This window comes from Lelliottia sp. GFLA7 (assembly GCF_056490165.1).
Genome location: NZ_JBWLAQ010000006.1, coordinates 127664 through 150644, shown reverse-complemented (window position 1 = coordinate 150644; position 22981 = coordinate 127664). Strand labels below are relative to the sequence as shown.

Annotated in this window: 23 protein-coding genes; 15 read left to right on the top strand and 8 right to left on the bottom strand. The window is 53.6% G+C overall.

The window, feature by feature from the left end; all coding sequences use genetic code 11:
• The first annotated feature begins 112 nt into the window (after positions 1 to 112).
• The 4 genes from AC07RN_RS16620 to ruvB all read left to right on the top strand — a co-directional run bounded on the left by AC07RN_RS16620 (position 113) and on the right by ruvB (position 3119).
• Positions 113 to 853, top strand: coding sequence for a YebC/PmpR family DNA-binding transcriptional regulator (locus tag AC07RN_RS16620; protein WP_015959434.1), 741 nt, complete (start codon positions 113 to 115; stop codon positions 851 to 853).
• 34 nt (positions 854 to 887) lie between these two features.
• Positions 888 to 1409: a crossover junction endodeoxyribonuclease RuvC gene (gene ruvC / locus AC07RN_RS16615; RefSeq protein WP_059179706.1), complete on the top strand. Its 522-nt coding sequence runs from the start codon at positions 888 to 890 to the stop codon at positions 1407 to 1409.
• 79 nt (positions 1410 to 1488) lie between these two features.
• Positions 1489 to 2100 (top strand): Holliday junction branch migration protein RuvA, encoded by a 612-nt coding sequence (gene ruvA / locus AC07RN_RS16610; protein ID WP_015959432.1) that lies wholly within the window; start codon positions 1489 to 1491, stop codon positions 2098 to 2100.
• A gap of 8 nt (positions 2101 to 2108) precedes the next feature.
• The gene (ruvB, locus tag AC07RN_RS16605; RefSeq protein ID WP_015959431.1) at positions 2109 to 3119 is read left to right on the top strand and encodes a Holliday junction branch migration DNA helicase RuvB; all 1011 of its coding nucleotides are present in this window, start codon (positions 2109 to 2111) and stop codon (positions 3117 to 3119) included.
• 38 nt (positions 3120 to 3157) lie between these two features.
• Here the strand turns inward: ruvB and znuB are convergent, their stop codons facing one another.
• Together znuB and znuC are read right to left on the bottom strand one after the other, a co-directional pair.
• Positions 3158 to 3943, bottom strand: a complete 786-nt coding sequence (gene znuB / locus AC07RN_RS16600; RefSeq protein ID WP_015959430.1) for a zinc ABC transporter permease subunit ZnuB — start codon at positions 3941 to 3943, stop codon at positions 3158 to 3160.
• A complete protein-coding gene (znuC, locus tag AC07RN_RS16595) occupies positions 3940 to 4695 on the bottom strand; it encodes a zinc ABC transporter ATP-binding protein ZnuC (RefSeq protein WP_015959429.1) in 756 nt (251 codons plus the stop codon). Before znuC ends, znuB begins: the two co-directional genes overlap by 4 nt.
• Positions 4696 to 4772: 77 nt before the next feature.
• Between znuC and znuA the strand changes: the two genes are divergently transcribed.
• The 3 genes from znuA to lpxM all read left to right on the top strand — a co-directional run bounded on the left by znuA (position 4773) and on the right by lpxM (position 8143).
• Entirely contained in the window at positions 4773 to 5717 is a 945-nt protein-coding gene (gene znuA, locus AC07RN_RS16590) for a zinc ABC transporter substrate-binding protein ZnuA (RefSeq protein ID WP_015959428.1), read from the top strand.
• Between the two features lie 15 nt (positions 5718 to 5732).
• A complete protein-coding gene (mepM, locus tag AC07RN_RS16585; RefSeq protein ID WP_015959427.1) occupies positions 5733 to 7052 on the top strand; it encodes a murein DD-endopeptidase MepM in 1320 nt (439 codons plus the stop codon).
• A 119-nt stretch (positions 7053 to 7171) separates the two neighbouring features.
• Positions 7172 to 8143 (top strand): lauroyl-Kdo(2)-lipid IV(A) myristoyltransferase, encoded by a 972-nt coding sequence (lpxM, locus tag AC07RN_RS16580; protein WP_478336855.1) that lies wholly within the window; start codon positions 7172 to 7174, stop codon positions 8141 to 8143.
• A 49-nt stretch (positions 8144 to 8192) separates the two neighbouring features.
• Here the strand turns inward: lpxM and pyk are convergent, their stop codons facing one another.
• Together pyk and AC07RN_RS16570 are read right to left on the bottom strand one after the other, a co-directional pair.
• Complete coding sequence (gene pyk, locus AC07RN_RS16575) at positions 8193 to 9635, bottom strand: pyruvate kinase (RefSeq protein WP_059179714.1); 1443 nt, start codon at positions 9633 to 9635, stop codon at positions 8193 to 8195.
• 106 nt (positions 9636 to 9741) lie between these two features.
• Positions 9742 to 10611 carry a MurR/RpiR family transcriptional regulator gene (locus tag AC07RN_RS16570; RefSeq protein WP_235133515.1) on the bottom strand — a complete coding sequence of 290 codons (870 nt, stop codon included), beginning with the start codon at positions 10609 to 10611 and terminating at the stop codon, positions 9742 to 9744.
• Positions 10612 to 10969: 358 nt separating this feature from the next.
• On the opposite strand from AC07RN_RS16570, the gene zwf reads away from it, so the two are divergent.
• The 3 genes from zwf (at position 10970) to kdgA (ending at position 15171) form a co-directional block, all read left to right on the top strand.
• Positions 10970 to 12445 (top strand): glucose-6-phosphate dehydrogenase, encoded by a 1476-nt coding sequence (gene zwf / locus AC07RN_RS16565; RefSeq protein ID WP_235133514.1) that lies wholly within the window; start codon positions 10970 to 10972, stop codon positions 12443 to 12445.
• A gap of 233 nt (positions 12446 to 12678) precedes the next feature.
• Positions 12679 to 14490, top strand: coding sequence for a phosphogluconate dehydratase (gene edd, locus AC07RN_RS16560; protein WP_478336854.1), 1812 nt, complete (start codon positions 12679 to 12681; stop codon positions 14488 to 14490).
• A gap of 39 nt (positions 14491 to 14529) precedes the next feature.
• Positions 14530 to 15171 (top strand): bifunctional 4-hydroxy-2-oxoglutarate aldolase/2-dehydro-3-deoxy-phosphogluconate aldolase, encoded by a 642-nt coding sequence (kdgA, locus tag AC07RN_RS16555; RefSeq protein ID WP_015959421.1) that lies wholly within the window; start codon positions 14530 to 14532, stop codon positions 15169 to 15171.
• A 34-nt stretch (positions 15172 to 15205) separates the two neighbouring features.
• Here the strand turns inward: kdgA and purT are convergent, their stop codons facing one another.
• Positions 15206 to 16384, bottom strand: coding sequence for a formate-dependent phosphoribosylglycinamide formyltransferase (purT, locus tag AC07RN_RS16550; protein ID WP_478336853.1), 1179 nt, complete (start codon positions 16382 to 16384; stop codon positions 15206 to 15208).
• Between the two features lie 176 nt (positions 16385 to 16560).
• Between purT and AC07RN_RS16545 the strand changes: the two genes are divergently transcribed.
• Complete coding sequence (locus tag AC07RN_RS16545; RefSeq protein ID WP_407439939.1) at positions 16561 to 17211, top strand: tellurite resistance TerB family protein; 651 nt, start codon at positions 16561 to 16563, stop codon at positions 17209 to 17211.
• 87 nt (positions 17212 to 17298) lie between these two features.
• Complete coding sequence (gene ptrB, locus AC07RN_RS16540) at positions 17299 to 19374, top strand: oligopeptidase B (RefSeq protein WP_478336852.1); 2076 nt, start codon at positions 17299 to 17301, stop codon at positions 19372 to 19374.
• Here the strand turns inward: ptrB and exoX are convergent.
• The 3 genes from exoX to AC07RN_RS16525 form a co-directional block, all read right to left on the bottom strand.
• Entirely contained in the window at positions 19356 to 20018 is a 663-nt protein-coding gene (gene exoX / locus AC07RN_RS16535; RefSeq protein ID WP_478336851.1) for an exodeoxyribonuclease X, read from the bottom strand. The genes ptrB and exoX overlap by 19 nt on opposite strands.
• A gap of 24 nt (positions 20019 to 20042) precedes the next feature.
• A complete protein-coding gene (locus AC07RN_RS16530) occupies positions 20043 to 20699 on the bottom strand; it encodes a nitrilase-related carbon-nitrogen hydrolase (protein ID WP_478336850.1) in 657 nt (218 codons plus the stop codon).
• A 110-nt stretch (positions 20700 to 20809) separates the two neighbouring features.
• Positions 20810 to 21040: a DNA polymerase III subunit theta gene (locus tag AC07RN_RS16525; protein ID WP_015959415.1), complete on the bottom strand. Its 231-nt coding sequence runs from the start codon at positions 21038 to 21040 to the stop codon at positions 20810 to 20812.
• A gap of 137 nt (positions 21041 to 21177) precedes the next feature.
• Between AC07RN_RS16525 and yobA the strand changes: the two genes are divergently transcribed.
• Genes yobA through AC07RN_RS16510 form a run of 3 tightly spaced genes read left to right on the top strand, consistent with a single transcriptional unit; the run spans position 21178 to position 22779 of the window.
• Complete coding sequence (gene yobA / locus AC07RN_RS16520; protein WP_478336849.1) at positions 21178 to 21552, top strand: CopC domain-containing protein YobA; 375 nt, start codon at positions 21178 to 21180, stop codon at positions 21550 to 21552.
• 1 nt (position 21553) lies between these two features.
• Positions 21554 to 22426 (top strand): copper homeostasis membrane protein CopD, encoded by an 873-nt coding sequence (copD, locus tag AC07RN_RS16515; protein ID WP_478336848.1) that lies wholly within the window; start codon positions 21554 to 21556, stop codon positions 22424 to 22426.
• Positions 22427 to 22440: 14 nt separating this feature from the next.
• Positions 22441 to 22779 carry a YebY family protein gene (locus AC07RN_RS16510; RefSeq protein WP_235133507.1) on the top strand — a complete coding sequence of 113 codons (339 nt, stop codon included), beginning with the start codon at positions 22441 to 22443 and terminating at the stop codon, positions 22777 to 22779.
• The last annotated feature ends 202 nt before the right edge of the window (positions 22780 to 22981 follow it).

Sequence of the window (22981 nt, the reverse complement as noted above, 5' to 3'; positions counted from 1 at the left end):
GCGGTAAAGCCGTTAATCGCCAGGCGCTTACTTCAGTAAGTGACGGGCTTAAGCAGGCGCAGCCAACGCATCTGGAAGTTGAAAGGCGAAGGATAATTTTGGAGAACTTTTTATGGCAGGTCATAGTAAGTGGGCCAACACAAAGCACCGCAAAGCGGCACAGGATGCCAAGCGCGGTAAAATTTTCACAAAGATCATTCGTGAGCTGGTGACAGCAGCGCGTCTGGGCGGCGGTGATGCGGGTTCCAACCCACGTCTGCGCGCGGCTATCGACAAAGCGCTGGCGAACAACATGACGCGTGACACCCTGAACCGCGCCATCGCGCGTGGCGTGGGCGGCGATGACGACGCGAACATGGAAACCATCATTTATGAAGGTTACGGTCCTGGCGGAACAGCGGTTATGGTCGAGTGTCTGTCTGACAACCGTAACCGTACCGTTGCCGAAGTGCGTCATGCCTTCACCAAAACCGGTGGTAACCTGGGCACTGACGGTTCCGTAGCCTATCTGTTCAGCAAGAAAGGGGTTATCTCTTTCGATGCGGGCGATGAAGATGCGATTATGGAAGCCGCGCTTGAAGCCGGTGCTGAAGACGTTGTGACCTTTGATGACGGCGCGATTGATGTCTACACCGCGTGGGAAGAGATGGGCGCTGTGCGTGATGCACTGGCTGCAATGGGTCTGAAAGCGGATAACGCGGAAGTGTCCATGATTCCATCAACCAAAGCGGACATGGATGCGGAAACCGCGCCAAAACTGCTGCGTCTGATCGACATGCTCGAAGACTGTGATGACGTGCAGGAAGTTTACCATAACGGTGAAATTTCTGATGAGGTTGCAGCGACTCTCTGATGAGAGCCTCTGAACCCCTTACAGGAGATGCGTGATGTCGATTATCCTCGGGATTGACCCCGGCTCACGCATCACCGGTTATGGCGTTATTCGCCAGGTCGGGCGTCAGTTAACCTATCTTGGCAGCGGGTGCATTCGCACCAAAGTTGATGATTTACCCTCGCGTCTCAAGTTGATTTACGCGGGCGTGTCGGAAATCATCACCCAGTTTCAGCCCGACTTCTTCGCCATCGAGCAGGTGTTTATGGCGAAAAATGCCGATTCAGCACTGAAATTGGGCCAGGCTCGCGGGGTCGCGATCGTTGCGGCAGTCAACCAGGACTTGCCCGTGTTCGAATATGCGGCGCGTCAGGTCAAGCAGACCGTGGTAGGTACTGGCGGTGCTGATAAAAGCCAGGTGCAGCACATGGTGCGTACCTTGCTTAAACTCCCGGCGAATCCGCAAGCGGATGCCGCGGATGCGCTGGCCATTGCGATAACGCACTGTCACGTAACCCAAAACTCCATGCAAATGAGTGAGTCTCGGCTCAGTCTGGCGCGAGGTCGGTTACGATAATCACAAATCAGGCTGGATAAACATCCAGCCTTTTTTTATGATGGCGGTAAATCTTTAGCCCTTTACGCAGGAGCGTCATGTGATTGGCAGACTCAGAGGCATTATTCTTGAAAAACAACCCCCGTTGGTCCTGCTTGAAACAGGAGGCGTGGGGTATGAAGTCCATATGCCGATGACCTGTTTCTATGAACTTCCGGACGCAGGCAAAGAAGCCATCATCTTCACCCAATTTGTGGTGCGTGAAGATGCGCAGCTGCTGTATGGTTTCAACAATAAGCAGGAACGCATGCTGTTCCGTGAGCTGATTAAAACCAACGGCGTTGGACCGAAACTCGCGCTGGCCATTTTGTCCGGCATGTCTGCGCACCAGTTTGTGAATGCCGTTGAGCGTGAAGATCCCGCTGCATTGATTAAACTGCCAGGCATTGGCAAAAAAACCGCCGAGCGACTGATTGTCGAAATGAAAGACCGATTTAAAGGCTTGCATGGCGATCTGTTCACGCCAGCCGCCGATCTGGTGTTGACGTCTCCGAACGGCCCAACGTCAGACGATGCGGAGCAAGAAGCGGTGGCTGCGCTGGTTGCATTGGGCTATAAGCCTCAGGAAGCCAGCCGTATGGTGAGTAAAATCGCCAAACCCGACGCTAACAGCGAAACCCTGATTCGTGAAGCGCTCCGCGCTGCATTGTGAGGTAAAGGATGATTGAAGCAGACCGCCTGATATCGGCAGCCAGCAACCAGCCAGAAGATGTGGTGGATCGCGCCATACGCCCTAAGCTTCTGGAGGAGTACATCGGCCAGCCGCAGGTACGCTCGCAAATGGAAATCTTTATCCAGGCGGCGAAGCTTCGTGGTGAAGCACTCGATCATCTGCTGATTTTTGGCCCGCCAGGACTGGGGAAAACCACGTTAGCGAATATTGTCGCTAACGAGATGGGCGTTAATTTGCGTACCACGTCAGGCCCGGTGCTGGAAAAGGCAGGGGATTTGGCGGCAATGCTCACTAACCTTGAGCCGCACGATGTTCTGTTTATCGACGAGATCCACCGCCTCTCGCCAGTGGTCGAAGAAGTGCTGTATCCGGCAATGGAAGACTATCAGCTGGATATCATGATTGGCGAAGGGCCTGCGGCGCGCTCTATTAAAATCGACCTGCCGCCGTTTACCCTCATCGGCGCGACGACGCGGGCAGGTTCCTTGACCTCACCGCTTCGCGATCGTTTCGGTATTGTGCAGCGTCTTGAATTTTATCAGGTGCCCGATCTGCAATATATCGTGGGTCGCAGCGCCCGGTTTATGGGCCTGGAACTCAGCGATGAGGGCGCATTTGAAGTGGCGAAGCGCTCTCGTGGTACGCCACGTATCGCCAACCGTCTGCTGCGGCGCGTGCGCGATTTTGCTGAAGTGAAACACGATGGGACGATCTCCCTGGACGTCGCGGCTCAGGCGCTGGATATGCTTAACGTTGATGCCGAAGGTTTTGATTATATGGACCGCAAGCTGTTGCTGGCGATTCTGGATAAATTCTTTGGTGGGCCGGTCGGGCTGGATAACCTGGCGGCGGCGATTGGTGAAGAGCGCGAAACGATTGAGGACGTTCTGGAACCCTATCTGATTCAGCAGGGCTTTTTGCAGCGCACCCCGCGTGGACGTATGGCGACGGTGCGTGCGTGGAACCACTTTGGCATCACCCCTCCGGAAATGCCTTAACGTTTTTTTACCCTCTCCGTTGGGAGAGGGTATTCACGTCAACTTGCGGGCTTTTTCATCATGCTGAAGATAAACATCAGCGCGGCGCAGAGCACCACCGACGGGCCAGCAGGCGTATCGTAAAACGCCGAGAAGGTTAATCCACCCGTTACCGCAATCATGCCGATAACCACGGCGACTCCCGCCATTTGCTCAGGTGTGCGAGCAAAACGACGTGCCGTCGCGGCCGGAATAATCAGTAATGACGTGATAATCAGTGCGCCGACAAATTTCATTGCGACGCCAATTGTCAGCGCGGTCACCAGCATCAGCAACAGCTTCACGCGCTGAAGCTTAACGCCATCGACAAAGGCCAAATCCTCACTCACGGTCATGGCGAGCAAATTGCGCCACTGCCACAGCAAAATCCCCAGCACAATCACAACGCCAATCGCGATAAAGATCAGATCTTCTGGTGTCACCGCCAACAAATCGCCAAACAGATAAGCCATCAAATCGACACGAATGTTCGACATCAGGCTCACCACCACCAGGCCAAGAGACAACGCGCTGTGCGCCATAATACCCAACAGGGTATCGACTGCGAGGTGAGGGCGTTTTTCGAGCCACACCAGACCCGCGGCCAGCATCAACGTGACGGCAATGACCGCATAGAATGGATTCACATCTAGCAGTAAACCAAATGCCACGCCTAACAGTGAAGCATGTGCCAGCGTATCGCCGAAATAGGACATTCGACGCCAGACGACAAATGAACCCAGCGGTCCCGCCGCGCAGGCGAGCATAATCCCGGCAAGCCAGCCGGGTAATAACAATTCAATCATGAGTGTCCATTTCCCCGACGCAGGACAATCCGTCCCTGTAAATCATGGCGATGATTATGGTTGTGGCGATAAATCCCCAGCTGTTCGGCACCGCGCGAGCCAAACATCGAAATAAACTCCGGGTGCATGGATACCACTTCAGGCGTACCTGAACAGCAGATGTGATGGTTCAGGCAGAGCACTTCGTCGGTTTTTGCCATCACCAAATGCAGATCGTGCGAAACCATCAGCACGGCGCAATCCAGCTCGCGACGGAGTTGGTCAATTAAGTCGTACAGCGCAACCTGGCCGTTAACATCCACGCCTTGAGTCGGTTCATCGAGCACCAGAAGCTGCGGTTGGCTTAGCAACGCTCGCGCCAGTAATACGCGCTGCGTCTCGCCACCCGAGAGTTTCTGCAAGGGGGCTTCAATCAGATGGCCTGCCTGAACGCGCTTTAGCGCAGGGAGAATATCGGCTTTACGCGTACCGGGGCGCAGTCGCAGAAAACGACTCACGGTCAGCGGCAGGGTAGAGTCCAGGTGTAACTTTTGCGGGACGTAGCCAATTCGCAGTTTTTCGTCGCGCTTGATGACGCCCGTGTCAGGTGCTACCAGACCAAGAACCACGCGAACCAGCGTCGATTTACCTGCACCATTGGGGCCGAGCAACGTCAGTATTTTGCCCGGTTTCAGATTCAGGGACACGTCAGAAAGGACGCGGCGCTGACCGAATGAGACCGAGATATTTTCGAGAGAAACTAAATTCATCATGTCAATTTAAGCTTGCAGAAGTCATCGAATGTTATAATATCACACCCAACTCATTCATTACGATCATAAGTTGCATTATGTTACATAAAAATACGCTTCTTTTCGCAGCATTATCCGCTGCCCTTTTGGGCTCCACAGCACAAGATGTTAACGCCGCCGTTGTCGCTTCGCTTAAACCGCTGGGATTCATCGCTTCTGCCATCGCCGATGGCGTCACTGAAACGCAAGTATTGCTGCCTGACGGTGCGTCTGAACATGACTATTCACTGCGTCCATCTGATGCAAAACGCTTACAGAACGCGGACTTAGTGGTGTGGATTGGTCCAGAGATGGAAGCGTTCATGCAGAAATCCGCAAGCCAGACACCTGCGCAGAAAAAGGTCACTATCGCTGAACTTGCCGGTGTGAAACCACTGCTCATGAAAGGGTCAGATGACGACGATCATGACGAAGGGCACGACCACGGCCAGGGTGAAAAAGGTGACGACCATCACCATCATGGCGAGTACAACATGCATCTTTGGCTCTCTCCAGAGATAGCGCGGCTCTCAGCGGTTGCAATCCACGATAAATTAGTGGAACTTATGCCGCAAAGTCGAGCCAAACTAGACGCCAACCTGAAGGATTTTGAGGCACAATTAGCCGCAACCGATAAGCAGGTAGGTAACGAGCTCGCACCATTGAAAGGAAAAGGGTATTTCGTTTTTCATGATGCTTATGGCTACTATGAAAAACACTACGGTCTGACCCCGCTGGGGCATTTCACCGTCAACCCGGAAATCCAGCCTGGTGCGCAGCGTTTACATGAAATAAGAACACAGTTGGTTGAGCAAAAAGCGACATGCGTTTTTGCTGAGCCACAGTTCAGGCCAGCGGTCGTTGAAGCCGTGGCCAGGGGAACTTCCGTGCGCATGGGAACCCTGGACCCGCTTGGAACCAATATTACGTTGAGCAAAACGAGCTACTCGCAGTTTCTCAGCCAATTGGCGAACCAGTATTCAAGCTGCCTGAAAGGAGATTAACGAGGAAGTGAATACGTGCAACAGATAGCCCGCTCTGTCGCCCTGGCATTTAACAATCTGCCTAGACCCCACCGCGTCATGCTGGGGTCTCTTACAGTTCTCACTTTAGCGGTCGCCGTCTGGCGGCCCTATGTGTACCACCCGCATTCAGCCCCTATCGTCAAAACCATCGAGCTGGAAAAGAATGAAATCCGTTCGTTGCTACCTGAAGCCAGTGAGCCAATCGATCAAGCTCCGCAGGAAGATGAAGCTATCCCTCAGGATGAACTGGATGACAAAACTGCAAATGAAGCCGGTATCCACGAATACGTCGTTTCGACAGGGGATACACTCAGCAGCGTATTGAATCAGTACGGCATTGAGATGGGCGATATCAGCCAGCTTGCTGCCTCCGATAAAGAATTACGTAACCTGAAAATTGGTCAACAGCTTTCCTGGACGCTGACTAACGACGGTGATTTACAGCGCCTGACCTGGGAAGTCTCCCGTCGCGAAACCCGAACCTACGATCGTGCTGGAAACGGTTTCAAAATGACCAGCGAAATGCAGCAGGGCGACTGGGTTAATAACGTGCTGAAAGGCACCGTTGGCGGCAGTTTTGTGGCCAGCGCTCGTGACGCCGGTTTAACTAGCGGTGAAATCAGCTCCGTCATCAAAGCGATGCAGTGGCAGATGGATTTCCGTAAGCTGAAAAAAGGCGACGAGTTTTCTATTTTGATGTCCCGCGAAATGCTGGACGGCAAGCGCGAGCAGAGCCAACTGATGGGCGTGCGTTTACGATCTGAAGGTAAAGATTATTACGCGATTCGCGCAGAAGACGGCAAATTCTACGACCGTAACGGGACCGGGCTGGCGAAAGGCTTCCTGCGTTTCCCAACGTCAAAGCAGTTCCGTATTTCCTCCAACTTTAATCCACGTCGTCTGAACCCGGTAACCGGGCGCGTCGCGCCACACCGTGGTGTTGACTTCGCGATGCCGCAAGGTACGCCAGTGCTTTCGGTCGGTGATGGTGAAGTGGTGATCGCAAAACGCAGCGGCGCTGCAGGGTATTACGTTGCCGTTCGTCACGGTCGCACCTACACCACCCGCTATATGCACCTGCGTAAACTGCTGGTTCAGCCGGGTCAGAAGGTGAAACGTGGTGACCGCATCGCGCTTTCAGGCAACACCGGGCGCTCAACGGGGCCACATCTGCACTACGAAGTGTGGATAAACCAGCAGGCGGTTAACCCGTTGACGGCTAAATTGCCGCGCACCGAAGGGCTGACCGGTAAAGATCGCAGCGATTACCTGGCGCAGGTGAAAGAAGTAATGCCGCAGCTGCGTTTCGACTAGTTCTCTTGCATTTAGAAAGCCGGTGCGAACATGCGCCGGCTTTTTCTTTTGTGCCTTTGAGCCTGCCTCGCTAAACTACCTCATTATAATTTTGTGCGTCACCAGACCCTGGAACCAGCATGGAAACCCAAAAAAACAATATTGAATACATTCCCGAGTTTGAGAAATCGTTTCGCCATCCGCGCCACTGGGGTGCCTGGCTTGGTGTTTATGCCTTTGCAGGTATAGCCTTACTTCCCGCCGCTGTACGTGACCCTATGCTCGGTAAAATGGGTTTACTTGCTGGTCGATTCGGTAAAAGTGCCCGTCGCCGGGCGCAAATTAACCTTTACTACTGTTTTCCGGAAAAAACCGACGCCGAACGCGAAGCGATTATCGATGACATGTTCACGACCGCACCGCAGGCGATGGCGATGATGGGTGAACTGGCGTTACGTGGACCCGAAAAAGTGATGAATCGGGTCGACTGGAAAGGACTGGAAATCATCGACGAGATGCGTCGCAACGATGAGAAAGTGATTTTTCTGGTGCCGCACGGTTGGGGCGTAGATATTCCCGCCATGTTAATGGCATCGCAGGGCCAGAAAATGGCGGCGATGTTCCATAATCAGGGCAACAAGATTTTCGATTACGTCTGGAACACCGTTCGTCGCCGCTTTGGTGGGCGCTTGCATGCACGTAACGATGGCATTAAACCCTTTATCAAATCTATTCGTCAGGGGTATTGGGGTTACTATTTGCCGGACCAGGATCATGGCCCTGAACATAGCGAGTTTGTTGATTTCTTTGCTACCTACAAAGCGACGCTGCCCGCGATAGGCCGTTTGATGAAAGTGTGTGGCGCACGCGTCGTACCGCTGTTCCCTATCTACAACGGGAAAACCCATCGATTGACTATTGAAGTCCGCCCACCTATGGATGATTTGCTCACCGCAGATGATCACACGATTGCGCGTCGCATGAATGAAGAGGTCGAGATTCTGGTGGGGCCGCATCCAGAACAGTACACCTGGATCCTCAAACTCCTGAAAACGCGTAAGCCGGGCGAAAAAGAACCTTACCGGCGTAAAGAGTTATATCCGAAGAAATAAAAAATCCCCCGGAAACGGGGGATTTTTTTATGCACGACAGCTAACGCATTTACTCGACAGTCATTACACGCGTGGTGTTCGTTGAGCCGATGGTGCTCATCACGTCGCCCTGGGTCACGATAACGATATCGCCAGACACCAGATAGCCTTTGTCTCGCAGCAAGTTAACAGCATCGTTAGCCGCCGCAACGCCATCACTTGTGCTGTCGAAGTACACTGGCGTGACGCCACGGTACAGCGTCGTCAGGTTCAGCGTGCGCTCATGGCGGGACATGGCGAAGATTGGCAGACCAGAGCTGATACGTGACGTCATCAGCGCCGTACGGCCTGATTCCGTCATGGTAATGATGGCGGTTACGCCTTTCAGATGGTTTGCCGCGTACATCGCGGACATGGAAATCGCTTCTTCCACATTGTCGAACTGAATATCCAGGCGGTGCTTAGAGACGTTAATGCTTGGGATCTTCTCAGCGCCCAGGCACACGCGCGCCATAGCAGCAACGGTTTCAGCAGGGTATTGACCCGCTGCTGTTTCCGCCGACAGCATGACGGCATCGGTCCCATCCAGCACGGCGTTTGCCACGTCCATGACTTCTGCACGCGTTGGCATCGGATTGGTAATCATTGACTCCATCATCTGAGTCGCGGTGATCACCGAGCGGTTAAGCTGACGCGCGCGGCGAATAAGCGCTTTCTGAATACCTACCAGTTCTGGATCGCCAATTTCGACACCCAGATCGCCACGAGCCACCATTACCACGTCGGAGGCCAGAATCACATCGTCCATGGCGTCCTGGCTGCAAACGGCTTCTGCACGTTCGACTTTCGCGACGATTTTTGCATCGCAGCCTGCATCGCGCGCCAGACGACGAGCATAATTCAGATCTTCGCCGCAGCGCGGGAAGGAGACGGCCAGATAGTCGACGCCGATCTGCGCGGCAGTGATGATATCGGCTTTATCTTTTTCGGTCAGCGCTTCTGCAGACAGACCGCCGCCCAGTTTGTTGATGCCTTTATTGTTCGACAGCGGGCCACCCACGGTGACTTCGGTGAACACTTTCATGCCCTGAACTTCCAGCACTTTCAGCTGTACGCGACCATCATCAAGCAGCAGGATATCGCCTGGCACAACGTCAGCGGGCAGACCTTTATAGTCAATGCCGACTCTCTCTTTATCGCCTTCACCTTTACCCAGGTTGGCATCTAAGAGGAATTTGTCGCCGATATTGAGGAAAACTTTGCCTTCTTTAAAGGTCGACACGCGGATCTTCGGACCCTGCAGGTCGCCGAGGATAGCCACGTGACGCCCCAGTTTAGCCGCGATCTCACGGACTTTGTCTGCACGTAATTTGTGGTCTTCAGGTGTACCGTGAGAGAAGTTCATGCGTACCACGTTGGCGCCTGCGGCAATAATTTTCTCGAGATTATTATCGCGGTCGGTAGCCGGACCTAAGGTGGTAACGATCTTGGTTCTGCGAAGCCTTCTGGACATGTAATACTCCGTTGACTGAAACAACTTTGGTGTTGCGTGAACATTGATTCGGCGCTGTGTAGAAACTTACCGAATACCGAAAAAAGTAACAACCTTATAACATCATTTAGGGTACATCGCCCTTAATGAGCAACTCTTTATCAAAACGCGATTCCTTAAGCGCTTCTTTGACCCGCTTCAAGTTATCTCGGAATTTTGCTCCACGACGCAGCGTAAAACCGGTTGCCAGTACATCAATGACGGTTAACTGCGCCAGCCTAGACACCATAGGCATGTAGACGTCCGTATCTTCGGGTACGTCAAGCGTAATGGCTAAGGTGGCTTCTCGCGCCAGTGGAGTGCCAGCGGTGGTGATTGCGATGACCATGGCATCGTTTTCACGCGCTAGCTGCGCCAGTTCGACCAGACTTTTGGTCCGCCCTGTGTGCGAGATTAGCACGACCACATCATCTTCATCGCAATTCATACAGCTCATGCGTTGCAGCACGATGTCATCGGAATAGATAACCGGTACGTTAAAACGGAAAAATTTGTTCATCGCATCATGCGCGACCGCGGCGGATGAGCCAAGACCAAAGAAGGCAATCTTTTTCGCCTGGGTGAGCAAATCCACGGCGCGATTGATTGACGTTCTGTCCAGCGACTGGCGAACGTGATCGAGCGTTGCCATCGCCGATTCGAAAATTTTACCGGTGTAGGCTTCAACGCTGTCATCTTCATCGACATTGCGATTTACATAAGGCGTGCCGTTTGCCAGACTTTGCGCCAGATGCAGTTTAAAATCGGGAAAACCGCGTGTTTCCAGACTGCGGCAAAAGCGGTTAACGGTGGGCTCGCTCACACCGGATTCTTGTGCCAGCGTAGCGATGCTTGAATGAATGGCCTGAGCAGGGGAGGCGAGAATCACTTCAGCCACTTTTCGCTCGGATTTGCTAAGGTGTTCCAGTTGAAACTGGATTTTTTCCAGCATGTTCATTATGACAAGGCGCTCACGTGTGGAAGCGATTTCATTAATAGAAGAAATCGTGATTCTAATGAGGAAGAATATACCCCTCCGGCCTTGTCGAGGGCTAATGAACGACATTAAAAGTTGTTGTTTTTTTTCATTACTTGATCGCTGTCGAGTTTTGGCAAAAATCAGGTCGAACAAAGATTCAACGGTTTCATCGTGATTCCCCTAACTGAAACGGATAAACAGCGAAAAAACGCGTTATCGCACGTGAGGATAAGCGCAAATGGTTTCGGGAATGACGTAAAAGCAGTACAGTGCATTGTAATAAAATTACAACGATATCCTGGCATAAGCACCAGGGGATCCAACTGAGGAGAATGACATGGCGGTAACGCAAACAGCCCAGGCATGTGACCTGGTCATTTTCGGCGCGAAAGGCGATCTTGCACGCCGAAAATTGCTGCCTTCCCTGTATCAACTGGAAAAAGCAGGCCAGATCCACCCGGAAACTCGCATCCTGGGTGTGGGTCGCGCCGACTGGGATAAAGACGCCTACACCAAAGTGGTGCGTGAAGCGCTCGAAACGTTCATGAAAGAGAAAATCGATGAAAGTTTATGGGATGCGCTGAGCAAACGTCTTGATTTCTGCAACCTGGATGTCAACGATACCACCGCGTTCGGACGCCTCGGTAAGATGCTTGACCAGGAAAACCGCGTAACCATCAACTACTTCGCCATGCCGCCAAGCACGTTTGGCGCGATCTGCAAAGGCCTGGGGGAAGCGAAACTGAACGCAAAACCTGCGCGCGTCGTGATGGAAAAACCGCTGGGTACCTCGCTGGCGACTTCACGCGAAATCAACGATCAGGTGGGCGAATATTTCGAAGAGTGTCAGGTCTATCGTATCGACCACTATCTCGGTAAAGAGACGGTGCTGAACCTGCTGGCGCTGCGTTTTGCGAACTCCCTGTTTGCCAATAACTGGGATAACCGCACTATCGATCACGTCGAAATCACCGTGGCCGAAGAAGTGGGCATCGAAGGGCGCTGGGGCTATTTCGACCAGGCCGGCCAGATGCGCGATATGATCCAGAACCACCTTCTGCAAATCCTGTGCATGATTGCAATGTCGCCGCCGTCGGACCTGTCAGCGGATAACATTCGTGACGAGAAAGTGAAAGTTCTGAAGTCTCTGCGCCGTATCGATCGCACGAATGTCCGTGAGAAAACCGTCCGTGGCCAGTACACAGCGGGCTTTGCGCAGGGCAAAAAAGTACCGGGCTATCTGGAAGAAGAGGGCGCGAATAAGTCCAGCAACACCGAGACCTTTGTCGCTATCCGTGTGGATATTGATAACTGGCGCTGGGCGGGTGTTCCGTTCTATCTGCGCACCGGGAAACGCCTGCCGACGAAATGTTCCGAAGTCGTGGTGTATTTCAAAAATCCAGAGCTGAATTTGTTCAAAGAGTCCTGGCAAGAACTGCCGCAGAACAAACTGACCATTCGGCTGCAGCCTGACGAAGGTGTCGATATTCAGGTTCTGAACAAAGTGCCAGGTCTGGATCACAAGCACAACCTGCAGACCACCAAACTGGATCTGAGCTACTCCGAAACCTTCAACGAAACGCACCTTGCTGATGCTTACGAACGTCTGCTGCTGGAAACCATGCGCGGTATACAGGCGCTGTTTGTGCGTCGCGATGAAGTGGAAGAAGCCTGGAAATGGGTCGACTCCATCACAGAAGCGTGGGCTGCCGATCAGGATGCGCCTAAACCGTATCAGGCAGGCACCTGGGGACCCGTTGCGTCTGTCGCGATGATCACCCGTGATGGCCGCTCCTGGAACGAGTTTGAGTAGATCTGGCTGATAATCCTAAGGGGTTATTTTACCGGTAACATGATCTAACACAGCTTGTGGCACAATTTTTAAGCATTTAAGCTCCGTGTGGATTCACCCGCGGAGCTTTTTTTATTACACTGCCCTCAGAGATTTTGCCCCTGAGCTCCTGACCACAAGCGTTTCAGCCTTGTTAATGCATGCGCGTCACCTTGTTAACCACGAGCACGGACAGATAAATTTGAGGAGCCTTTATGAATCCAGTAATGTTACGGGTAACGCAACGTATTATTGAACGTTCGGAAAAGACACGTTCTGCCTATCTCGCCCGCATCCAGCAGGCCAAAACCGACACCGTCCATCGCTCCCAGCTGGCCTGCGGTAATCTGGCCCACGGGTTTGCCGCCTGTCAGCCAGAAGATAAAGCGTCGCTGAAAAGCATGCTGCGTAACAATATTGCGATTATCACCTCCTACAACGACATGTTGTCCGCGCATCAACCCTACGAACACTATCCAGAAATCATCCGCAAAGCGCTGCACAGCGCCAACGCGGTCGGGCAAGTCGCAGGCGGTGTTCCGGCGATGTGCGATGGTGTAACGCAGGGGCAGGACGGCATGGAGTTGTCACTGCTGAGCCGCGAAATTATCGCCATGTCAGCAGCGGTCGGTTTATCCCACAACATGTTTGATGGCGCGTTATACCTTGGCGTCTGCGATAAAATCGTCCCGGGCCTGGCAATGGCTGCGCTCTCGTTCGGTCATTTACCCGCTATTTTTGTCCCCTCAGGCCCAATGGCGAGCGGCCTGCCGAATAAAGAAAAAGTGCGCATTCGTCAGCTTTATGCCGAGGGCAAAGCCGATCGTAGTGCCCTACTTGAAGCAGAAGCGGCCTCTTATCACGCACCGGGTACCTGTACGTTCTATGGTACAGCCAACACCAATCAGATGGTCGTTGAATTTATGGGCATGCAGTTGCCGGGTTCGTCGTTCATTCAACCGGATGCTCCGCTGCGCCAGGCGTTGACTGAAGCAGCAGCGCGTCAGGTCACACGCTTGACCGGCAATGGAAACGAGTGGATGCCGCTCGGCAAAATGGTTGACGAAAAAGTGGTGGTAAACGGTATTGTCGCGTTGCTGGCGACGGGCGGATCAACGAACCACACTATGCACCTGGTGGCGATGGCACGTGCCGCGGGCATTCTGATTAACTGGGATGACTTCTCTGAACTTTCCGATGTGGTTCCGCTGATGGCACGTCTCTACCCGAACGGCCCGGCTGACATCAACCATTTCCAGGCGGCAGGCGGCGTACCGGTTCTGATCCGCGAATTGCTGAAAGGCGGTCTGCTGCACGAAGACGTTAACACCGTAGCGGGCTTTGGCCTGCAGCGCTACACCATGGAACCGTGGCTGAAAAACGGCGAACTGGACTGGCGCGACGGTGCGCGTGAGCCTCTTGATGAAACCGTTATTGCGACGTTTGACAAACCGTTCTCCCGTCATGGCGGCACCAAAGTGCTGAGCGGGAACCTCGGCCGCGCGGTCATGAAAACCTCTGCAGTGCCGGTTGAAAACCAGGTGGTTGAAGCGCCGGCCATTATTTTCGAAAGTCAGCATGACGTATTACCGGCTTTCGAAGCCGGACTGTTAAACAAAGACTGCGTGGTGGTGGTGCGTCATCAGGGACCAAAAGCGAACGGCATGCCAGAATTACATAAACTTATGCCGCCACTTGGTGTATTATTGGACCGCTGTTTCAAAATTGCGTTGGTCACCGATGGACGACTCTCTGGCGCATCAGGTAAAGTGCCATCAGCGATTCACGTCACTCCCGAAGCCTATGATGGCGGGTTGCTGGCGAAAGTCCGCGATGGCGACATCATCCGCGTCAATGGCCAGACAGGCGAATTGACCCTGCTGGTGGATGAAGCCGAACTTGAAGCCCGTAAGCCGCATATTCCTGACCTGAGCGCGTCGCGTGTGGGAACAGGGCGCGAAATGTTCAGTGCGCTGCGCGAGAAACTTTCCGGCGCTGAACAGGGTGCGACCTGTATTACGTTTTAAGACGACAAGAATTATCGATCTGGCGAGAGAAAAACACTGATGAAAAACTGGAAAACAAGTGCGGAAGCAATCCTGACAACGGGCCCTGTAGTGCCGGTTATCGTGGTGAATAAACTGGAGCACGCCGTTCCGATGGCGAAAGCGCTGGTTGCAGGTGGGGTTCGTGTTCTGGAAGTGACGCTGCGTACGCCATGTGCGATGGATGCAATCCGTGCCATTGCGAAGGAAGTACCTGATGCCATTATCGGTGCTGGTACCGTTCTGAATCCGCAGCAATTGGCTGAAGTGACTGAAGCAGGCGCACAGTTTGCCATCAGCCCTGGCCTGACTGAGCCACTGCTGAAAGCGGCAACCGAAGGTTCTATCCCGTTGATTCCAGGGATCAGCACGGTTTCCGAACTGATGCTGGGTATGGACTACGGTCTGAAAGAGTTCAAGTTCTTCCCGGCTGAAGCGAACGGCGGCACTAAAGCGCTGCAAGCGATTGCAGGCCCGTTCTCTCAGGTGCGTTTCTGCCCAACTGGCGGTATCTCCCCGGCAAACTACCGCGACTACCTCGCGCTGAAAAGCGTGCTGTGTATCGGTGGTTCCTGGCTGGTTCCGGCGGATGCACTGGAAGCGGGCGACTGGGATCGCATCACCAAACTGGCGCGCGAAGCCGTCGAAGGCGCGAAACAGTAAGACCATCAAAAACGGGCCAAAAGGCCCGTTTTGTTTATCCTCTGACGTTCACACTCGCACTGGCTTTTTTCGCTCTCGTCACGGCCTCTTCCACGCTATCCGCTACCGCTAACGTCACACCCAGACGACGCGAACCGTCGATTTTCGGTTTCCCAAACAAACGCACTTGCAGACCCGCCCCAACAGCTGATTCTACGCGATCAAACATCACATTTTGACTGGTGAGTTTCGGGAGGATCACGGCGGACGCCGCAGGGCCATACTGACGAATTCCGCCCACAGGCAAGCCCAAGAATGCGCGCACATGCAGGGCAAACTCTGAAAGATCCTGAGATATCAGCGTGACCATGCCGGTATCGTGCGGGCGAGGGGACACTTCGCTGAAAATGACGTCGTCGCCACACACAAACAGTTCAACGCCAAACAGGCCGAAACCGCCCAGGGCGATGACCACTTTACGGGCGATCTCCTGTGCGCGCTCAAGCGCCAGAGCGCTCATTTTTTGCGGCTGCCAGGATTCGCGGTAATCGCCGTCTTCCTGACGATGCCCAATCGGGTCGCAGAAATGCACGCCATCGACCGCGCTCACTGTGAGCAGGGTGATTTCAAAATCAAATTTCACCACGCCCTCAACGATGACGCGTCCGGCACCCGCACGGCCACCCTGTTGGGCATAGTCCCAGGCTTTATCCAGCGCGCTTTCATCGCGAATAAAGCTCTGTCCTTTACCCGAAGAACTCATTACCGGCTTAATGATGCACGGGTAACCAATCTCTTCAACGGCCAGCAGGAAATCGGCTTTGCCATCGGCGAAACGGTAGCTTGACGTCGGGATTGCCAACTCTTCCGCCGCGAGACGACGTATGCCTTCACGGTTCATGGTCAGCTTCGCGGCGCGCGCGCAAGGCACAACGCGCTGGCCTTCCGCTTCCAGTGACAGCAAGGTATCGGTCGCGATGGCTTCGATTTCCGGCACGACATAGTCAGGATTTTCGCGTTCGATCAGTGTGCGAAGGGCATCGCCATCCAGCATATTGATAACGTACGACCGGTGTGCAACGCGCATGGCCGGGGCATCGGCATAACGATCTACAGCGATCACTTCGATGCCCAGACGCTGGCATTCAATCGCCACTTCTTTTCCCAGTTCGCCCGAACCTAACAGCATGACGCGCGTGGCTGCCGGACGCAGCGCAGTTCCTAAACAAGTCATAAAATCCCCCTGAAAAAGTTGCGCGCAGTATATACGAAAACGTTTGCGTGTGTCTTCACCTGGGAAAGGGAATGATGCTGGGTCGGGAAATTTGCGCTTCTTTAGCACGGACAGACATTTCCTGACATCACCTCGCTTAGGCTGTGATAATTGTGAACGGATAAGTGGGGAAGAATATGTCAGGCTGGTTAAATCAATTGCAGTCGATGTTAGGTCAAAAGGCGTCATCTTCCGGCGAGCAGGGGCTGAGCAAGTTGCTGGTGCCGGGGGCGCTGGGCGGTCTGGCTGGCTTATTGGTGGCGAATAAATCCTCGCGAAAGCTGTTGGCCAAGTACGGCACGGGCGCGCTGTTAGCCGGTGGAGGAGCCATCGCCGGAACGGTGCTCTGGAATAAGTACAAGGATAAAGTCCGAACGGCTCATCAAGGCGAACCCCAGTTTGGGCAACACACTTCGCCAATTGATGTGCGCACCGAGCGGTTAATTCTGGCGCTGGTCTTTGCTGCTAAAAGCGACGGACACATTGACGACCAGGAGCGCACCGCCATTGAACAGCAGATGCAGGAAGCGGGCGTGGAGGAGCAGGGCAGAGCGTTGGTAGCCCAGGCGATTGAACAGCCGCTGGATCCCGCGCGTCTGGCGCAGAGTGTCAAGAATGAAGAAGAAGCGCTTGAGCTGTACTTCCTCAGCTGTGCGGCCATCGACATCGATCATTTTATGGAACGCAGCTATCTGAATGCGCTGGGCGACGCGCTCAAAATTCCGCACGATGTTCGCGAAGGCATTGAAAAGGATATTCAGGCGCAAAAACAGGCATTACCGGGGTAAATTTCGTCTGCGGCTGTCACGTTTCGCTTGCATCATGCGTGTGTTTTGCCACCCTTATAGGGTGTAAAACATAAAAGAAAGACTGACATGCTGCCAAAAGCCCGACGCATTCCAAAAGCGCTCACCGCACACGGTGACACGCGCATCGATAATTACTACTGGCTGCGGGATGATTCACGCTCGCAGCCAGAGGTTCTCGACTACCTTCACCAGGAAAATGACTATGGCCGTCAGGTCATGTCTTCTCAGCAGGCGTTGCAGCATCAACTGTTGGCCGAAATGGTCGCACGCGAACCGCAGCGCGATATCTCCGCGCCCTGGACCCGAAACGGTTACCGCTATCGCCACATCTACGAACCGGGCAACGAATACCCTATCTATCAACGCCAGCCGGTATTGAGCGCTGAGTGGGACGACTGGGAAATACTGCTTGATGCCAACCAGCGTGCCGCACACAGCGAATTCTACACGCTCGGCGGGATGGGCATTTCGCCTGACAACACCATTATGGCGCTGGCGGAGGATTATCTTTCGCGGCGACAATATGGTCTGCGATTTCGCAATCTTGAGACCGGAAACTGGTATCCAGAGATGCTGGATAACGTCTCTTCAGCTTTCGTTTGGGCGAATGATTCAGAAACGGTCTATTACGTCAAAAAACATGCGTTGACGTTGCTGCCTTATCAGGTGTGGCGCCACACGGTGGGCACTTCTTCGGATAACGACGAGCTGGTGTATGAAGAAAAAGACGAGACGTTTTACGTCAGCCTGCATAAAACCACCTCGAAACACTATGTGATTATCTCGCTGGGCAGTGCGACCACTACGGAAGTGCTGCTGCTGGATGCCGAACTGCCCGATGCCCAGCCGCTCTGTTTTTTGCCGCGTCGTAAAGACCATGAATACAGTCTCGATCACTTCCAGCACTCTTTTTATCTGCGCTCTAACCGTGAAGGCAAAAACTTCGGCCTGTATAAAACCAAAGTCCGTGATGAACGCAAATGGGAAGTGCTGATCCCGGCTCGCGATCAGGTCATGCTGGAAGGGTTTACCCTGTTCACCGACTGGCTGGTGGTTGAAGAGCGCCAGCGCGGGCTGACCAGTATTCGTCAAATTAACCGTAAAACACGCGAAGTAGTGGGTATTGCCTTTGACGATCCGGCCTACGTAACGTGGATTGGTCATAATCCCGAACCGGAGTCTTCGCGGCTACGCTACGGCTATTCCTCAATGACGACGCCGGACACACTGTTTGAACTGGACATGGATACTGGACAGCGGAAGGTGATCAAACAGGCGGAAGTCACCGGGTTTGACGCCAGCCATTACCGCAGCGAACACCTGTGGGTGACGGCTCGCGACGGCGTAGAAGTGCCGGTATCATTGGTGTATCACAAAGATCATTTCCGCAAAGGCAAAAATCCGCTGCTGGTTTACGGCTACGGCTCGTACGGGTCCAGTATGGATGCGGATTTCAGTAGCAGCCGACTGAGCCTGCTCGACCGGGGATTTGTGTATGCGATTGCGCACATCCGCGGCGGCGGGGAGTTGGGACATTACTGGTATGAAGACGGCAAGTTCCTGAAGAAGAAAAATACCTTTAACGACTATCTCGACGTTTGCGACGATTTGATTGCGAAAGGCTACGGCGATCCTGACCTGTGCTTTGGTATGGGCGGCAGTGCGGGCGGAATGCTCATGGGAACAGTCATCAACCAGCGCCCGGAACGATTCAAGGGCATTGTTGCGCAGGTGCCTTTCGTCGACGTGGTGACCACCATGCTGGATGAATCGATCCCCTTAACTACCGGTGAATTTGAGGAATGGGGTAATCCGCAGGATGAAACCTATTATCGCTACATGAAGGAATACAGCCCGTACGATAACGTGGAGCCCAAAGCCTATCCTCATATGCTGGTGACGACAGGCCTGCATGATTCTCAGGTGCAATACTGGGAGCCAGCAAAATGGGTGGCGAAACTGCGTGAATTGAAAACGGACGATAATTTACTGCTGCTTTGCACGGATATGGACTCCGGGCACGGCGGTAAATCTGGCCGCTTTAAATCGTATGAAGGGGTGGCGCTGGAATTTGCCTTTATCATTGGCCTTGCACAGGGGACGCTGCAAGGCCATTCAGCCGATCAGGCCTCGTCCAGATAATGGCGCAACGTCAGGCGCAGCTCCGGGCTCATGCGGTCGAGGTTGTTGTATAACCAGCGCAAATAACCCGGATCGCGCTCGGCCACTTCAGACACCGCTTTCCCGCGATATTTACCAAAGGTAAAGGTCGTCAACAGCGCAGGGCGGCCGGTGATGATCGCCATATCATCCGGCGTCCATCCCGAGTTATTCATGATATCAATGAGCAACGCTGCCGTAATATAGCAATCATACAGCGCGCGGTGGTGATGGAGACCTTCCGGCGTTTTGACGCTCAGTTTGCGGGATTTATACAACGCCATATTGCTGTATTTAATCCCCGGCCATAAGCGCCGCGCCAGCTTCATCGTGCAGATCCATTCTCCGGGCATTTCAGGCAATACGCGGCGGTCAAAACTCGCGTTATGCGCGACATACCATGTACTACCGTAGTAGTTCGGGATCACCTCTTCAATCCACGGTTTATCGGCCACCATCGATTCTGTGATACGGTGAATTGCCATCGCCTGAGGGCTGATAGGGCGATCGGGACGAACCAGATGGCTCATCGGGTTAACTATCTGTCCGTTGATGACGTCAACAGACGCGACCTCGACAATCCCGCCCTGCAGATCGCAGGTTTCAGTATCGATGACACGCAGCATGGCTCGCTCCTGGCCTTAAAACGTTTAGCGTAATGGAATGATATCACCTTGCCAACCCTGCTTACCCCAGGAACCCGTTAATAAGAGTTCGCCTTTATCCGCGCGAACAATTAATTGCCCACTTGCATCCCACAGCGCGCTGTTCCCGTGAGCATTCGCCATCAGGACGGCGATAGCGTATCTATGGGCGAAACGCTGCAGGCGGCTAATCGAATCGCGGCAACGCGTCTCACTGATGGCCTGACTGCTGGTGAATAATGCAGCCAGGGGATCGATGGCGGGGAGTTCTTTTTTGCTGTCGACGATGAGCAGGTGCGGATCGTCTGCAGACAGGCACGCACCGGTGCCCTGTCGATAGCACAGCGGCCTGGCCATTTTAGGGGAAAACAGCGCAAGCCCTTTCTGGCGAGATCCCTTGATATCGAGCGTTAACCCGGCGATCACCGTAATGTTGAGAGTGTGAGCGGCGCGAACGACGGGAGCCAAATCGTGCTCACTGGGCGGGGCGGCCAAAATACCGCTGTCATTTGCCGGGCCCGTCAATGAGAGTTCCGGGAAAACCAGTAAATGGCACTTTTGACGGGCGGCTGCGTCGATAAAACGCAGGTGGTCTTGAACGTGGGCGTCGATACCCTGTTGGCCTGGGTCGTACTGGGCGGCGGCAACATTCCATGGAGACATCGTGATTTCCTTATGCACTTCGTCGCAAAGATTCGATAATACACCTGAATAATTCAGGGTTTTCTTATCCTGCCACAATCCCTGTAAGGAAATGTCACCAGATGCAGCGTTTACTTAACTTTAGGTTCGTAAGGTAAGCGCGACAGCGTCACAGAGGTAAGGCGATGCGCAATCAGTCGTTCGCGAAACCAGTCGCGCAGATGAGCGGGCTGTTCGCGCTCAACGACTTCGGCAATGATAGGCATGTTATAGCGTTCTTTAAAGGCCACACCCGCAGCCGCCAGATCGACGTTTACTTTATCCATCTCGTCCTGAGGAAGGGTCGCCAGATTAATCTTCATTCTCTTCTCCTGTTTTTGCGGCGCCAACGTTACCGCGGTTGCATGCCGTTGACAAGCCGCCGGAGGATGATCCTCGACTCAGATATTATACAGCGTTATCCTCTGTCAGATAGACATAACCAAAAGGAATGATTGAAATGGTATTTACCTCATCCCGCGCGGCTTGTGCACTGACTTTTTTCCTCTCCGTTGTGGCGGCTCCCGCAGCGCTGGCGCACGCGCATCTGAAACACCAATATCCTGCCGCTGACGCGCAAGTCGCCGCCGCGCCACAGGCGCTGACGTTGAATTTTTCGGAAGGCATCGAGCCAAAATTTAGCGGCATTACGATCACCGACGATAAGCAGCAAATTGTAAAAGTCGGTGCGGTAAAACGGGCTGAAAATGATAAAACTCAGCTTATCGCGCCGCTTGAGCAAGCATTAACGCCGGGGACCTATCAGGTGGATTGGCATGTGGTGTCCGTTGACGGCCACAAAACCAAAGGCAGCTATCACTTCAGTGTGAAATAACATGCTGGCATTCAGCTACGTCGCCCTGCGCTTTGTGCACTTTGCCGCGCTGATAGTTATTTTCGGTAACGCGTTGTACAGCGCGTGGCTGGCCCCTTCCTCGTTGCAACGCCTGATGACGCGCCGCTTTCAGCGACAGCAAAAAATCGCTGCCATCTTGAGCCTGGGATCCGCGGTGCTGATGCTGGCGACGCAGGGCGGTTTAATGGGCGAGGGCTGGGCTGACGTTTTGCGTCCTGAAGTGTGGATGGCGGTTGCCAGCACCCAGTTTGGCAGCGTCTGGCTGTGGCAGATTGTTTTTGCAGTGCTGACCGCATGTGCGGCGTGGATCGCCCCAACCAAAAGTGCGCGGCTGATATTAATGTTGGCAGCCAGTCAGTTCGTTCTTCTGGCAGGTGTCGGACATGCGGCGATGCGTGATGGCGCCGAGGGTGCGTTACAACGCGTCAATCATGCGATTCATCTGCTTTGTGCTGCAATATGGGTTGGCGCGCTGCTGCCGCTCATTTTTTGTCTGCGCCTGACTAAGGGGCGCTGGCGCAACGCAGCCATTTATACCATGATGCGTTTTTCTCGAGTGGGTCACTATGCGGTGGCGGGTGTGATTTTATCCGGCATCGCTAACATGCTATTGATCATCGGGATAACTGTGCCATGGCGTACGGAATATGGGCAGATGCTTTTGTTCAAATGTGCGCTGGTGGCGCTAATGGTAGCCATTGCGCTGGTGAATCGGTATGTTCTGGTGCCACGATTCCGCCCTGATGCCGGGCGTGAGCAACAATTTTTTATCTGGATGACACAGGCTGAGGTTGTATTAGGGGCGCTGGTGCTGGCAGTTGTCAGTCTTTTCGCCACCTGGGAGCCTTTCTGACAAGGTTTAACGCTATGAAAAAAACAGTGCTTTCTCTTTTATTGCTGGCTTGCGCCGGTTCCGCGTTTGCTGCCCCACAGGTGATTACCGTGAGTCGCTTCGAGGTGGGTAAAGAAAAATGGGCTTTCAATCGGGAAGAGGTCATGCTCACCTGCCGTCCGGGACACGCCCTGTATGCGATTAATCCCAGCACGCTGGTGCAATATCCACTGAACGATGTGGCAGAAAAGCAGGTCGCTAACGGTCAAAGCAAGGGACAGCCGATCAGCGTTATTCAGATTGATGACCCGGCAAACCCGAGCCAGAAGATGAGTCTTGCGCCCTTTATCGAGCGCGCCGATAAGCTCTGTTAGGCCCACACGTTTCCAATAAAAAAACCGCAGGCTTCTTTCGAAAGCATTGCGGTTTTTTTGTTTTGGGATGATCTCACGCTTTTTTTCTGACCACTTTAGTTGCGGACTGGAAAACCTGGCGTCGTCATCTATTCTTAGAGTGTCAGGCGTAGTTAGCCTGCATTAATGCCAACTTTTAGCGCACGGCTCTATCCCAAGAGCC